Below are 14,441 nucleotides of genomic sequence, written 5' to 3' on the forward strand. Positions count from 1 at the left end.
CCGGCGCGGGGCTGGCGCGCTTACGCCGATTCCCCATTGCCGACTCCCGATTCCCGCACCACCACCAGATCGTCGCGATGGATCACGTTCTCGCCGTAGTTGTAGCCCAGGATCGCCTCGATGTCGCGCGAGTGGCGGCCGGCGATGCGGCGGATGTCCACCGCCGCGTACTGGCTGACCCCGCGCGCCAGGCAGCGTTCCCCGGCCGCGTCGCGCAGACGCACCTCCACCATGTCGCCGCGGCGGAACTCGCCCACGGCGCCGGCGACGCCGCCCGGCAGCAGCGAGGCACCCTTGTCGAGCAGTGCGGCGGCAGCGCCAGCATCGATCAGGATCGCCCCCGGTTCCACCGGCACGTGGCGCAGCCAGTACTTGCGCGCGGCGATGCGGGTGCGCGCGGCATGGATGCGGGTGCCGCGCAGGCTGTCCTGGGCCAGGCCGCGCACCACCTCGGCACTGCGGCCGTTGAACAGATAGGTCTCGATGCCGGCGGCGCCGGCCTTGGCCGCGGCCTCCAGCTTGGTGCGCATGCCGCCTGTGCCCACGCCGCTGCCGCTGCCACCGGCCATGGCCAGCACCGCCGCGCTCAGTTCCTGCACCTCGTGCAGCGGCTGTGCCTGCGGGTCGCGGCGCGGGTCGGCGGTGTACAGGCCGTCGATGTCGGTGGCGATGAACAGCGCATCGGCGTCGACCAGGGCGGCGACGATCGCGGCGAGATTGTCGTTGTCGCCGAGCTTGAGTTCGTCCACCGAGACGGTGTCGTTCTCGTTGACCACCGGCAGCGCACCCAGCCGCAACAGTTCGCCCAGGGTGGCGCGCGCGTTGAGATAACGGCGACGGTTGCGCAGGTCGTCGTGGGTCAGCAGCACCTGCGCCACCGGCCGCTCGAAGAAGCGCTGCCACAGCGCGATCAGCTGCGCCTGGCCGAGCGCGGCCAGCGCCTGCCGCGCGGCCAGCGCCGCACCGGCCTCGGCGGCCTTGGGCACGATGGCACGGCCGGCGGCGACCGCACCGGAGGACACGATCACCAGTTCGCGCCCGGCCGCCAGGTTGGCCGAGACGAACTGCGCCAGGCCCAGCGCGAACCGCGGCGTCAGCCCGCCGCCGTCGGCGGCCAGCAGGCTGCTGCCGACCTTGAGCACCGCGCGCCGCCAAGGCGGCAGGCGTTGTTCGACGAAGGGCGATGGCGTCTGCGAGGTCATGGGATCAGCGCGTGTTCCATTCGTACACGGTGAGGTCGGAGCAACCTTGGATCGTCAGCGGATCGGCGGCGACGATCGCCTGCGCCTGCGCCAGGTCGTCCACGCCCTGCAGCAGGTAGGCGCCGCCGCTGCGGTCGCTGAAGCCGCCGGTCAGCGCCAGCAAGCCGCGCGCGCGCAGGTCGTCGAGGAAGGCCAGATGCGGCGCGACCACGCGCTCGTCGAAGTTCGGTTTGCGCATCGCCAGGACCAGGTAGTGCTTCATCGTACGGTGTTCCTTCTGCAATCGGTTTGCATGTTCGGCGTCGCAGCGAATGCTTTTTGTGGGAGGGGCTTCAGCCCCGACGCGTTAGCACCAAGGCGTCGCGGCTGAAGCCCTCCCACAGGCAATCAAGCGTCCAGCGCCTGCCAACGCGCCTGCAACTCGTCCAGGCGCAGATCGGCGGCGGCGCCCGGCGAGACCCGTGCGGCCAGGCTGCCTTCCGGCGTACGCCCCTGCCCTGCGCTGTCGGCGGACGCGGCGGCGGCCTGGTAGGCCTCGCGGAACGGCACGCCGGCCACTGCGGCTTCCACCGCCACGTCGGTGGCGTACATGCCCGAATCGATCGCCGCGCGCAGCCTGTCCTCGCGCCACTCCAGGTTGGCCAGCAGCGCCGGCAGCAGCTCCAGCGCGGCCAGGCCGCGGCCGAAGCCGTGGAAGATCGCACCCTTGCTGCTCTGCAGGTCGCGGTGATAGCCCGACGGCAACGACAGCAACTGCTCGATCTCGGTGCGCGCCGCGGCCACGCTGGCGTGGGTGGCGCGCATCAGCTCGATCACGTCGGGATTGCGCTTGTTGGGCATGATCGAGCTGCCGGTGGTGTACTGCGCCGGCAACGCGACGAAGCCGAATTCGCCGCTGGTGAACAGCGACAGATCCCAGGCCAGGCGGCGCAGGTCCAGGGTGGCGCTGCCCAGCGCTTCCAGCGCGGCCATCTCGAACTTGCCGCGCGAGAGCTGCGCGTAGATCGGGCTGACCTGCAGCCGCGCGAAGCCCAGCGCGGCGGTGGTGTGGGCGCGGTCCAGCGGCAGGTTGACGCCGTAGCCGGCGGCGGTGCCCAGCGGATTGCAGTCGACCAGGCGCAGGGTGTCGCGGGCGCGCACGGCATCGTCGATGAAGGCCTCGGCCCAACCGGCCCACCACATGCCGGCCGAGGACACGACGGCACGCTGGATGTGGGTGTAGCCGGGCACCGGCAGATCGCGCTCGGCCTGCGCGCGGTCCAGCGCCACCTTGGCGATCTCCGCGCTGAGCTGCGCCAGCCGCGCCAGCTTGTCCTTCAGCCACAGCCGGGTGGCGACCAGGATCTGGTCGTTGCGACTGCGTCCGGTGTGGATCTTGCGCCCGGCATCGCCCAGGCGTTCGGTCAGCCGCGCCTCGATCGCCGAGTGCCCGTCCTCGAAGCGCGCATCCAGCACGAACGCGCCGCTGCGGAAATCCTCGGCCAGCACCGCCAGCTCGCGCTGCAGCCCGGCCAGTTCGTCGGCAGACAGGATGCCGATGCGCTGCAGACCCTCGGCGTGCGCGCCGCTGGCGGCGATGTCGTGCAGGAAGAACTCGCGGTCCAGGAGCACGTCGTCGCCGGCCAGGAAGGCCTGGATCTGCGTGTCGACGGCGACGCCGGGTTTCTGCCAGAGGAGGTTGGTCATTGGGGGAAGGCCGGGAATGGGGATTGGGGAATGGGGATTCGGAAAGCGGCGCGCTGCAACGGTGATGGATGCCGCGCTGAGGTGACGCCCTACTGCGGCGCGTCCATCCGCGGGATCGAGGTCAGTTCGTCCACGCCCAGCGCCAGATTGAGGTTCTGCATCGCCTGCGTCGCCGCGCCCTTGAGCAGGTTGTCCAGGGTCGCCACCAGCACCAGCCGCTTGTTGCCCGGGGCCAGGGTGAAGCCGCCGAGCTGCACACCGTGGCGGCCGGCGATGCGGCTGACCCACGGCGCCTCGTCGACTACCTCGATCAGCGGCTCACCGGCATAGCGGGCGCGATACAGCTGCTGCACCGCCTCCAACTTCAGCGGCTGCTGCAGCCACAGGTTCACGGTCATGGTGATGCCGCGGAAATGCGGCGCCACGTGCGGCATGAACTCCACCGGCACGCCGAGCTGCGCAGACACTTCGCGCTCGTGCATGTGGTCGGTCAGCGCGTACGGCATCAGGTTGTCGTGCAACAGCGCCGGGTTGTTCTTGTCCGACGGCGTGGTGCCGGCGCCGGAATAGCCGGACACGCCGAAGCACTGCGGCGGCCCGGCGAGTTGCTCGCGCAGCGGCGCGATCGCCAACTGCATCGCGGTGGCGTAGCAGCCAGGGTTGCTGATGCGGCGCTGCCCGGCATAGCCGGCGCGGGTCAGTTCCGGCAGGCCGTAGTACCAGGCCGGGTCGAAGCGGTAGTCGGCAGACAGATCGACCACGATCGGGTCGGGCGCACCGGCGGCGACCGCCGCATCCAGCGCCGCCACGTAGGGCGCGGCCTTGCCGTTGGGCAGCGCCAGCACCACCACGTCGGCACGCTTGGACGCCACTGCTTCCGGGTCGAGATTCTCGTAGCGCAGTTCGCCCTGGTAAGCGTCGTGGTGGGCGTCGACGCGCTGCCCGTCCAGCTCGCGCGAAGACAGGAAGGCCAGCCGCAACTGCGGATGCGCGGCGATCAGGCGGATCAGTTCGGCGCCGGTGTGGCCGCGGGCGCCGACGATGCCGATGGAATGAATGGGAGTGTTCATGCGTGCGAATCCAGGCGGAACTGCAGGTGGCGTTTCACCCCGGCCCATTCCGTGTCGATGATGGAGAAGATGACGGTGTCGCGCGGGGTGCCGTCGGCGTGGCGCTTGTGGTTGCGCAGCACGCCGTCCTGCTTGGCCCCCAGCCGCGCGATCGCGGTGCGCGAGGCGTGGTTGAACCAACTGGTCTCGAACACCACGCTGAGGCAGCCAAGCGTATCGAAGGCATGCCCGAGCAGCAGCAGCTTGGCCTCGGTGTTCAGGCCGCTGCGCTGCACCCGCGGCGCATACCAGGTGTAGCCGATCGACAGGGTCGGCACCTGCGGATCCAGGCCGTAGAAGCGCGTGCTGCCGACGATCTCGCCCTGCGCATCGCGCACCACGAACGGCAGCACCCGGCCCAGCGCCTGCACCTCCAGCGCGGCGGCGACATAGGCGTCCACCCGCTCCGGCGCTGGTACGTTGGTGTACCACAGCGCCTCCAGGCCGCTGTCGCGCACGGCGTTGCGCAAACCCTCGGCGTGCGCCGCCTGCAGCGGCTCCAGGCTGACGTGGCGGCCGCGCAGCGTCGGCACCTGGCGCCAGGATTCGGGAAGCTCGGGATCGATGCTGGACATGGCCTGGGTCCTCTGGACGATTCCGCTCAACCCTGCAGGGTCGGCGTGCGCGTGGCGCAATGCGCCACGCAGTGCTGGATCTGCTCGAAGGTGTCCAGGCCGTACCAGAACACCTTCCACTTCTCCTGCTTGAAGCAGCCGTCGGACTCGGCGTAGTAGAAGATGTTGACCTGGTTGTTGTGGCGCGAGCGCCAGAACAGCTGCGGCGTTTCCTCGCGCATCACGTTCCACACCGCGCGCCCCAGGCCCTCGCCCTGCGCGTCGTCGAGCACGGCGAACTTGTCCAGATACGTATAGCCGCCCTCGTCGGTCAGGATCACCGCGGTGCGGTAGTTCTCGCTGACGTAGGCGCGCAGCAGCTTGGTGGTGTCGAAATAGTCCGGCACCAGGGTGCGGCCGAAACTGGATTCGATCAGGGTCTTCAGCCGCGGCAGGTCCAGCTCGCTCCACGCCGTGGCGCGCAGCACCTTCTCGCCGCGCCGCACCAGGGTGCCCGAGCCCTTGTGGGTGAACAGCTCCTTGGCAAGGTCGGCCGGGCGCGTGATCGACACCGACGACTCCAGCGGCAGCCGGTCCAGCAGGTCCTTGATCTGCTCGATCTTCACCTTCATGCCGCCATGGATCCACGGCTGCGCGATCAGGTGGTCGTACTCGGTGGACAGGTTGATCGAATCGATCACCCGGCCCTGTTCGTCGAGCAGGCCGCCGGTGCCGGTGAGGAAGATGATCTTGTACGGCTGCAGTTCCTGCACCAGTTCGTTGGCGGCGAAGTCGGCGTTGATGTTGAGGATCTGCCCGCTGGGTGTCTCGCCCAGGCTGGTGATGACCGGGATCGAGCCGGCCTGCAGACTGGCCTCGATCGGCGCCAGGTTCACCGCGGTGACCTCGCCGACCAGCCCGTAGGTGTCGCGGTCCAGATACTGCGCCTCGAACACGCCGCCGGTGATCGAGGTGGCGCGCGCGCCGTTCTGCTGCAGCGCCTCGACCAGCTTGAGGTTGGAGGCCTGGAACACCCGGCGCACGATCGCCAGCGCTTCCGGCGACGTCACCCGCAGACCGTTGACGGTCTGCTTCTCGATGCCGGCGGCGGACAGTTCCGTGTCCAGCTGCGGGCCGGCGCCGTGCAGCACGATCGGGGTCAGGCCCACTTCCTGCAGGAACGACAGCGAGGAGGTCAGCGCCTCCAGGTCGTCGCGCAGCACCGCGCCGCCGACCTTGACCACGGCGAAGCGCTTGGCGTCCAGTTGCGAGAAGCGCTTGAGGTACTGGCTGATCTCCTTCGCGCTGGCCATGCTCGAGAGCAGGCGCACGATAGTCTGGCGGGTTTGGCGGTTGGCGTGCATGGCGTGGGGCGGTGTCCGAAGGAATCCAGGGTGGACGCGATCGCGGGATCGGTCCGGGCGGCGTGGGAGGGCGCGCGGCTCAGCGCGCGCCGTTGATGATGCGGTGCACCGAGTCGGCGTAGCGCTGCAGTTGCTCCAGCGTCACGAACTCGTCGGCGGTGTGCGCCTGGGCGATGTCGCCCGGGCCGTAGACCAGCGCGGTGTAGCCGCCGGCAGAGAACAGCGAGGCCTCGGTCCAGAAGTCCACCGCGTTGCCGATCGGCAGTTCCAGCGCATCGGCGACGTCGCGCGCGGCCAGGCGCTTGTCCTCGGCGCGGGCGATGTCGCCGGACGGCAGGCTCGGCCCGCGGAAGGTCTCCTCGAAATGCGCCGCGGCCGGCGCGGCGAAGCCGGCAAAGGTCGCCAGCAAGGCATCCACGTCCATCGACGGCAGCGGCCGGAAACCGAAGCGCAGCTCCGCCGCCGGCGCGATCATGTTGGCCTTGATCCCGCCCTCGACGCGGCCGATGTTGAAGCGCAGCCCGGTCAGCCCGCCGAAGCGCGCGTGCGCCAGCGACTCCACGTGGTCCAGCGCACGGCCGCCCCAGCGCATCGCCTGGTGCAGCGCGCTGGCCGCGGCGTCCTGCTTGCCGGACGCATGCCCGGCGCGGCCGGCGAAACGCATCAGCACCGAACTGATGCCGCGATGCGCCAGCACCGCCTCGCTCATGGTCGGCTCGGCCACCAGCACCGCCTCGTAGGCGATACCGCGGGCCAGGAACGCGGCGATGCAGCGCGGGTCGTTGGCTTCCTCGTCGCTGGAGAACAGGAACGCGGCATCGCCATCGCCGGCATTGGCCGCGGCCAGCAGCGCCGCCGCCGCGCCCTTGATGTCGCACACGCCCAGGCCGACCACGCGATCGTCCAGGCGCCGCATGCTGTGCGGATCCGCGCTCCAGTGCGGGGAATCCGGCACCGTGTCCAGGTGCACGTTGAACAGATACTTCGGCGCGCCGCGCACCGCATACAGGCTGACCGCGCCGGCGCCGTGGTCGATCACCTCCACCGCGAAACCGGGCAGCTGCGCGCGGATGTAGTCGAAGATGCCATCGGTGCCGATCGCCCGCGGCGGATTGCGGGTGTCGAAGGACACCAGTTCTTTCAGGTGGCTCAGGGTGGATTCGAGCAGGTCGGTCATGGCGGATCGGATCAGGCGGCCGTCGCCGCGGCCTGGTAGATGTCGGGACGCAGCACTTCCATCAGCGTCTGCGGCCGCGCCGGCGCGGCGAAGCCGTACTGCGCATACAGCGCATGCGCATCGGAGGTGGCGAGCATGAAGCGACGCAGGCCTTGCAGCTGCGGGTGGGCCATCACCGCCGCCACCAGTTGCTTGCCGTAGCCGCGGCCGCGGTAGGCGTCGAGCACGAACACGTCGGCGAGATAGGCGAACGTCGCGCCGTCGGTGATCACCCGGGCGAACGCCACCTGCCCCACGTCGTCGAGATGGCCGCCGAAGCACAGCGAACCGGCGATCGCCCGCTGCACCGTGTCCAGCGGGATGCCCAGGCTCCAGTAGGCCTGCTCGCTGAGGAAGCGATGGATCAACGGCAGATCCAGTTCCTGCTTGTCGGTGCTGATGCGCAGTGCGTGCATGGGGTCCATCACGACAGTTCCTTCTCCCTTCGGGAGAAGGTGCCCCAAAGGGGCGGATGAGGGTACGAGCGAAGCCTGGTGAAGCCAATCGCGCTAGCAGGTGAAGATCCTAGCGAAGCTCGCGCAATCAACTATTGCGAGGCTTCGCCCGTACCCTCACCCCAACCCCTCTCCCGGAGGGAGAGGGGCTTTTCGGAGCGTCAGCGATTGACCTGCGCGTACAGCGTCGAGCTCATCCCGAACAGCTTGATGAAGCCCTCGGCCTCGGCCACGCCCCAGTCCGCCGACTGCGCATAGGTCGCGCCCTTGGCGTTGAGCAGGTGCGGCGACTTCACCGCCACCGCATCGACGCGGCCGCCGCGGGTCTCCAGCGTCACTTCGCCGTTGACCATCGCCTGCGACGACTTCAGGAACGCCTCTAGGTCGGTCTTCAGCGGATCGTGGTAGAAGCCTTCGTACACCAGCTCCACCCACTTGCGCGCCACGTCCGGCTTGAAACGGTTCTGCTGCTTGGTCAGCACCGCGTCCTCCAGCGCGCGGTGCGCGGCCAGCAGCGACACCAGGCCCGGCGCCTCGAACACGATGCGGCCCTTCAGGCCGATCACGGTGTCGCCGGTATACACGCCACGGCCCACGCCGTAGGGCGCGAACAGTTTGTTGAGCTTGGCCAGGATCTGCTCGCCCGGCAGCGCCTTGCCGTCGAGCTCGACCGCCTCGCCCTGCACGAACTTCAGCTTCACCGTCAGCGGCTCGGTCGGCCACGCACTGCGCGGCGCGCACCAGCCGCGGGCGCCCTCGCCCGGCGCTTCCCAGCGGTCGATCTCGCCGCCGGACATGGTCAGGCCGAGCAGGTTCTCGTTGATCGTGTAGGCCTGCTGCTTGGCACGCACGCCGAAGCCGCGCTCCTCCAGGTACTTCTGCTCGTAGGCGCGGGTCTGGGTGTGTTCCTTCTGGATCTCGCGGATCGGCGCGACGATCTCGTAGTCGCCCAGCGCCTTGACCGCCAGGTCGAAGCGCACCTGGTCGTTGCCCATGCCGGTGCAGCCGTGGGCGATGGTCTTGGTGCCCAGCTCCTCGGCGCGCTTGAGCGCGGCATCGACGATCAGGTAGCGGTCGGACACCAGCAGCGGGTACTGGCCCTGGTAGCCCTCGCCGGCCCACACGAACGGCTTGACGAAGCCGGACCAGATCGCCGGGCCGCCATCGACGGTGACGTGGCTGGCCGCGCCCAGTTCCGCCGCGCGCTTCTCGATGAAGTCGCGCTCCTCGGCATCCACGCCGCCGGTGTCGGCGAACACCGTGTGCACCGCATAGCCCTTGGCCTGCAGGTAGGGGATGCAGAAGCTGGTGTCCAGACCACCGGAAAAGGCGAGGACGATGTCCTTGGTGCCGGGATTGGGGATTGGGGAGTCGGGATTGGTGGAAGCGGTGCTCATGGTTGTTTCCTTATCACGCGTAAAAGTGGGGGCTAACGCTGTTGCTGTACCGATTCTCTATTCCCGATTCCCGATTCCCGCCTGCGACGCAAGCGCCGCCATGATCGCCTTCTGCACATGCAGGCGGTTCTCGGCCTCGTCGATGGCGATGCAGTTGGGCGAGTCCATCACCGCGTCGGTGGCCTTGACGTTGCGGCGCAGCGGCAGGCAGTGCGAGAACACGCCGTTGTTGGTCAGCGCCATCTTGCGTTCGTCGACGATGAAGTGCTGGTACTGGTCGCGGATCGGCTTCTCCGGGCCCCAGTTGCCGAAGAACGGCAGCGCGCCCCAGCTCTTGGCGTAGACCACGTCGGCGCCGGCGTAGGCGCTGTCGATGTCGTGGCTGACGGTCAGCGCGCCGCCACTCTCCTGCACGTTCTGCGCGGCCCAGCCCATGTAGCGCTCGTCGAGCACGTAGTCCGGGGTCGGGCACAGCAGGGTCACGTCCATGCCCAGGCGGGTGGCGATGGTCAGCGCGGAATTGGCCACCGCGGTGTTCAGCGGCTTGGGATGGTAGGTCCAGGTCAGCACGTACTTCTTGCCGCGCAGGTCGCGGGTGCCGAAGTGCTCCTGCAGGGCCAGCGCATGCGCCAGTTCCTGGCACGGGTGGGTGATGGTCTCCATGTTGATCACCGGCACCGGCGAATACTTGGCGAAGCTCTTCAGCACCACGTCCTCGCGGTCCTTGGCCCAGTCGACGAACTTCGGGAACGCGCGCACGCCGATCAGGTCGACGTAGCGGCCCAGCACCCGCGCCACCTCGGCGATGTGCTCCTCGGTGTCGCCGTCCATCACCGTGCCCAGGTCGAACTCGATCGGCCACGCGTCCTTGCCCGGCTGCAGCACCACCGCGTGGCCGCCCAACTGGAACGCGCCCAGCTCGAAGCTGGTGCGGGTGCGCATGGACGGGTTGAAGAACACCAGCGCGATCGACTTGCCCTTCAGCTCGCTGCCGAGGCGGTTGCGCTTGAACAGCGCCGCCTGGGTCAGCAGCGCGTCGAGCTCGGCGCGGCTCCAGTCCTGGGTGTTCAAGAAGTGCTTCAGAGACATCGATCGATCCTTTGCAGCGGTGGGGACGCGGGACGCGCGGGAGGTGCTGTGGGTTGTTTCTTTACGGGTGAAACTTTTCCGGCCGATGAAAACGAAAAAACCCAGCCTCGGGCTGGGTTTTCAGAACGAACGGCACGACGCTCCGGTTACCCAGCGAGAATGTGGGATTCCGGTCGACGCGCGCGCGACGTCATGCCCGAGGCCATGCGTGCGGCGCTGAGATCGTGCTGGGGCAGGTTCGCTTTCATCGGCGCGCATCCTCGCACGCGCACGCCACAGGCGCAAGCGCACGCGGCGCTCAGCGCGGCGGCACCACCACCGCGTCGGGCACGTACGGGGCCACGGAGACGCGGATGCGCAGCCGGTTGCCCGGATCTTCCGGCAGCCGCGAGCGGTACTTGGTGCCCTTGTAGACATAGTCCACGTCGTAGGCGATGGGCCGGCGGAACTCGCGGCCGACCTCGACCATGCGGCAGTTGCGTCCGCCGTTCGGCGCCGTGGCCGGCGCAGCGGCCGGGACCGGTTCCTCGTGGCGGCGGCTGAAGATGTCCTTCACCGAATCCATCAACCGGTTCAAGCGGCTGTCGTCCTCGGCCGGCTTGGGCGCCGGCGCCGCCGGGGCAGGCGCGGGGGCCGGGTCGCATTGCTGCTCGGTGCGGGTGGCGCGCAGGGTCTGGTACACCGGCTCCACATTCAGGACCTGGGCGTAGTCCAGCTTGACGTTCTCGATCACCACCACCCGGTTGCGCGCCTCGGAGTCCTGCGCCCAGGCCGGCGCCGCGGCGCAGGCAAGGAGGCCGACCAGCGGCAACAACGGGTTCAGGCGCATCGGCAGCAGCTTCGCAAGGGCAGACCCACGAGTGTAGGCATGGCGGCTTGCGTCGGGCTGAACGCGAGCCGAAAGGCGCTCCCCGCGCCCGCCCCGGGACGGCTGCCGGTAGAATCGGGCGGTTTCCCCACCGCCGATGCCGATGAGCCTGCGCCTGCACAACAACCTGACCCGCCGGGTCGACGCCTTCGAACCGCTCGATCCGGCGGCCGGCCCGACGCTCTACGTCTGCGGCCCCACCGTCTACAACTACGCGCACATCGGCAACGCCCGCGGCCCGGTGGTGTTCGACGTGCTGGCGGCGTTGCTGCGGCGCCGCTACGGCAAGCTGCGCTACGCCCGCAACATCACCGACGTGGACGACAAGATCAACGCCGCCGCGCAGGCGCAGGGCGTGCCGATCTCGGCCATCACCGATCGCTTCGCCGCCATCTACCGCCAGGACATGGCCGCGCTGGGCGTGACTCCGCCGGACATCGAGCCGGCGGCCACCGCACACATCCCGCACATCGTGGCGATGATCGAGCGGCTGATCGCCAGCGGCCACGCCTACGCGGCCGAAGGCCACGTACTGTTCGCGGTGGCCAGCTTCGCCGATTACGGCAAGCTGTCGCGGCGCGACCCGGAGGAAATGCTGGCCGGCGCCCGCGTCGAGGTGGCCCCGTACAAGCGCGACCCGGGCGACTTCGTGCTGTGGAAGCCCTCCAGCGACGACCTGCCCGGCTGGGACTCGCCGTGGGGCCGCGGCCGCCCCGGTTGGCACATCGAGTGCTCGGCGATGGCCGCCGCGCATCTGGGCGAGACCATCGACATCCACGCCGGCGGCGTCGACCTGCAGTTCCCGCACCACGAGAACGAGATCGCACAGAGCGAATGCGCCCACGGCGGCGCGACCTTCGCCCGCGTCTGGCTGCACAACGGCATGCTGACCTTCAGCGGCGCCAAGATGAGCAAGTCGCTGGGCAACATCGAGACCGTGCACGACCTGATCGAGCGGCATCGGCCGGAGGCCCTGCGCTGCGCGCTGCTGAGCGCGCACTACCGGCAGCCGCTGGACTGGTCCGACGCCCTGATCCAGGCCCAGGTCGCCCGGCTCGACGGCCTCTATGGCACGCTGCGCGACCTGCACGCCATCGACGCCGAGGCGGTCATTCCGGCCGAGATCGAAGACGCACTGGACGACGACCTCAACACACCGCTGGCGCTGTCGGTGCTGTCGAGCCTGGCCACCCAGGCGCGGCAGGCGTTGCGCGAGGCGGCGCCGGCCGGCGGTCCCGATCCTGCCGATGCGGCGCAACGTGCCGACGCATTGCGCCAGGCCAAGGCCCGCCTGCTCGGCGCCGGCCTCGCCCTGGGCCTGCTGCAGCAGGATCCGCAGGTCTGGTTCCAGGGCGCCGGCAGCGACGACGACGCCCGCATCCAGGCGCTGATTGACGCCCGCAGTGCCGCCAAGCACGCCCGCGACTTCGCCCGCGCCGACGCCATCCGCCAGGAACTGGCCGACGCCGGCATTGTCCTGGAGGACACGCCGCAGGGTGTACGTTGGAAGCGTGGGTGAACACCACACGCGAAGTCAGAAGAAGCGCGGCTGTTCCCTTCTCCCCTCGGGAGAAGGTGCCCCGAAGGGGCGGATGGAGGGTACGGGCGCCGGATGAGGGCACGACGCGAAGCGACTCGCATGGACAAGTTCACGAGGCTGCGCCCGGACCCTCACCCCAACCCCTCTCCCGGAGGGAGAGGGGCTTTCCATCGCTTGATTCTGGATTGCTGATGACTGATACCGACTTTCCGCTCGAACCCACGCCCGCCGACGCCCAGGCCGCCATCGCCGAGGAATTCGGCTTCTTCGGCGACTGGTCCGAGCGCTACCAGTACCTGATCGACCTCGGCCGCAAGCTGCCCGCCTTTCCCGAGCACTGGAAGACCGAGGAGCATCGCCTGCACGGCTGCCAGTCGATGGTGTGGATCGTGCCCGAGGGCAATGCCGAGCGACTGGTGTTCCATGCGATCAGCGATTCGGCGATCGTCTCCGGGCTGATCTATCTGGCGCTGCGGGTCTATTCCGGGCGCAGCGCCGCGGACATCCTCGCCACCGCGCCGGACTTCGTCGCCGCCATCGGCCTGGGCAAGCATCTGTCGCCGACCCGCAGCAACGGCCTAGCCGCGCTGCTGGCCTTCATCCAGGACACCGCACGCGCCCAGCAGGCATGAGCGCGCCGCTGCCCACCCCGCCGCAGACCTTGCGCACGCTGCTGGCGCACCCCGGCTTCGCCCTGGTGCTGGCCTACCGCATCCTGGCGATGCTGTCCTACCAGGTCGTCGCGGTCACGGTGGGCTGGCACATCTACGAGATCACCCGCGATCCGTTCTCGCTGGGCCTTATCGGGCTGGCCGAGATCCTGCCGTTCTTCTGCATCGCCCCGTTCGCCGGCTACCTGGTCGACCACCTGCCACGGCGCTACCTCGGCATGCTCGCCAGCGTCGGCCTGGTCGCCACCGCCGCGGTGCTGCTGGCGGTGAGCCGCGGCTGGCTGGCGGCGCAGGGCGTGTGGCCGATCTATGCGGCGATCGCCCTGACCGGCGCGGCGCGTGCGTTCCTGTCGCCGGTGTACAACGCGCTGTTCGCCCGCGTCCTGCCCCGCGAGGCCTATGCGCGCGGCGCCAGCGTCGGCAGCGTCGCATTCCAGGCCGGCATGGTGATCGGCCCGGCGCTGGGCGGCCTGCTGGTCGGCTGGGGCGGCAAGAGCCTGGCCTACGGCACCGCCATCGGCGCCTCGAGCGCGGCGCTGCTGGCGCTGTGGCTGCTGCGCGTGTCCGAGCCGGTGCACGAAGGCCCGCGCGCACCCATCTTCCGCAGCATCGCCGAAGGTGCGCAGTTCGTGTTCTCCAACCAGATCATGCTCGGGGCGATGGCCCTGGACATGTTCTCGGTACTGCTGGGCGGCGCAGTGTCGATGCTGCCGGCCTTCATCCACGACATCCTGCACTACGGCCCCGAGGGCCTGGGCATCCTGCGCGGCGCGCCGGCACTGGGTTCGATCCTGGTCGGCGTGTGGCTGGCGCGGCACCCGCTGCAGCGCAATGCCGGACGCGTGCTGCTGCTGGCAGTGGCCGGTTTCGGCCTGTGCACCATCGCCTTCGGCCTGTCGCGGCACTTCTGGCTGTCGGCGGCGATCCTGCTGGTCTACGGCATGTGCGACGGCGTCTCGGTGATCGTGCGCCAGACCATCCTGCAGTTGGCCACGCCGGACGCGATGCGCGGCCGCGTGTCCTCGATCAACGGCATCTTCATCGGCTCGTCGAACGAACTTGGCGCGTTCTACGACGGCGTGATGGCGCGATTGATCCACCTGGTGCCGGCGGTGGTGCTGGGCGGTTGCGTGACCCTGGGCGTGGTCGGCATCACCGCGTGGAAGGCGCCCAAGCTGCGCAATCTGGATCTGCGCGACCTGCAGTAGGCCCGGCTGACGGCGCGCGTGCGCGTCGTCGCCGCTCGGGCGCGAAACAACGCGGCTCTTCATGCATCACGCGCCCTGGCGC

Annotated in this window: 14 protein-coding genes; 3 read left to right on the forward strand and 11 right to left on the reverse strand. The window is 69.4% G+C overall.

All coding sequences use genetic code 11. The features are described 5' to 3' along the window. Window positions 1-20 precede the first annotated feature (20 nt). The 11 genes from proB to AC1G9L_RS13525 form a co-directional block, all read right to left on the reverse strand. Window positions 21-1,202, reverse strand: coding sequence for a glutamate 5-kinase (proB, locus tag AC1G9L_RS13475; RefSeq protein WP_481069298.1), 1,182 nt, complete (start codon window positions 1,200-1,202; stop codon window positions 21-23). Between the two features lie 4 nt (window positions 1,203-1,206). Beyond that, the gene (locus AC1G9L_RS13480; RefSeq protein ID WP_019799897.1) at window positions 1,207-1,464 is read right to left on the reverse strand and encodes a YciI family protein; all 258 of its coding nucleotides are present in this window, start codon (window positions 1,462-1,464) and stop codon (window positions 1,207-1,209) included. Window positions 1,465-1,589: 125 nt separating this feature from the next. After that, window positions 1,590-2,888, reverse strand: a complete 1,299-nt coding sequence (gene argH / locus AC1G9L_RS13485; RefSeq protein ID WP_019799896.1) for an argininosuccinate lyase — start codon at window positions 2,886-2,888, stop codon at window positions 1,590-1,592. Window positions 2,889-2,977: 89 nt separating this feature from the next. Beyond that, a complete protein-coding gene (gene argC, locus AC1G9L_RS13490) occupies window positions 2,978-3,958 on the reverse strand; it encodes an N-acetyl-gamma-glutamyl-phosphate reductase (protein WP_019799895.1) in 981 nt (326 codons plus the stop codon). Further along, window positions 3,955-4,572 carry a GNAT family N-acetyltransferase gene (locus AC1G9L_RS13495; protein WP_019799894.1) on the reverse strand — a complete coding sequence of 206 codons (618 nt, stop codon included), beginning with the start codon at window positions 4,570-4,572 and terminating at the stop codon, window positions 3,955-3,957. The genes argC and AC1G9L_RS13495 overlap by 4 nt, the downstream gene beginning before the upstream one ends. 26 nt (window positions 4,573-4,598) lie before the next feature. After that, window positions 4,599-5,915 carry an acetylglutamate kinase gene (locus AC1G9L_RS13500; protein WP_019799893.1) on the reverse strand — a complete coding sequence of 439 codons (1,317 nt, stop codon included), beginning with the start codon at window positions 5,913-5,915 and terminating at the stop codon, window positions 4,599-4,601. Between the two features lie 79 nt (window positions 5,916-5,994). Beyond that, window positions 5,995-7,092: an acetylornithine deacetylase gene (locus tag AC1G9L_RS13505; protein ID WP_019799892.1), complete on the reverse strand. Its 1,098-nt coding sequence runs from the start codon at window positions 7,090-7,092 to the stop codon at window positions 5,995-5,997. Window positions 7,093-7,103: 11 nt separating this feature from the next. After that, window positions 7,104-7,556 carry a GNAT family N-acetyltransferase gene (locus tag AC1G9L_RS13510; RefSeq protein ID WP_019799891.1) on the reverse strand — a complete coding sequence of 151 codons (453 nt, stop codon included), beginning with the start codon at window positions 7,554-7,556 and terminating at the stop codon, window positions 7,104-7,106. 191 nt (window positions 7,557-7,747) lie between these two features. After that, window positions 7,748-8,983 carry an argininosuccinate synthase gene (locus AC1G9L_RS13515; protein ID WP_019799890.1) on the reverse strand — a complete coding sequence of 412 codons (1,236 nt, stop codon included), beginning with the start codon at window positions 8,981-8,983 and terminating at the stop codon, window positions 7,748-7,750. A 57-nt stretch (window positions 8,984-9,040) separates the two neighbouring features. Then, on the reverse strand, window positions 9,041-10,072 hold the full coding sequence (locus tag AC1G9L_RS13520; RefSeq protein ID WP_481069299.1) for an N-acetylornithine carbamoyltransferase: 1,032 nt from the start codon (window positions 10,070-10,072) through the stop codon (window positions 9,041-9,043). Between the two features lie 298 nt (window positions 10,073-10,370). After that, entirely contained in the window at window positions 10,371-10,901 is a 531-nt protein-coding gene (locus AC1G9L_RS13525) for a hypothetical protein (protein WP_019799888.1), read from the reverse strand. 142 nt (window positions 10,902-11,043) lie between these two features. On the opposite strand from AC1G9L_RS13525, the gene cysS reads away from it, so the two are divergent. The 3 genes from cysS (at window position 11,044) to AC1G9L_RS13540 (ending at window position 14,359) form a co-directional block, all read left to right on the forward strand. Then, complete coding sequence (gene cysS, locus AC1G9L_RS13530) at window positions 11,044-12,459, forward strand: cysteine--tRNA ligase (protein WP_019799887.1); 1,416 nt, start codon at window positions 11,044-11,046, stop codon at window positions 12,457-12,459. Between the two features lie 212 nt (window positions 12,460-12,671). Further along, window positions 12,672-13,112 (forward strand): SufE family protein, encoded by a 441-nt coding sequence (locus AC1G9L_RS13535; RefSeq protein ID WP_017912501.1) that lies wholly within the window; start codon window positions 12,672-12,674, stop codon window positions 13,110-13,112. Further along, a complete protein-coding gene (locus AC1G9L_RS13540; protein ID WP_481069300.1) occupies window positions 13,109-14,359 on the forward strand; it encodes an MFS transporter in 1,251 nt (416 codons plus the stop codon). The genes AC1G9L_RS13535 and AC1G9L_RS13540 overlap by 4 nt, the downstream gene beginning before the upstream one ends. Window positions 14,360-14,441: the final 82 nt, after the last annotated feature.

This window comes from Xanthomonas sp. NCPPB 1132 (genome assembly GCF_056629235.1).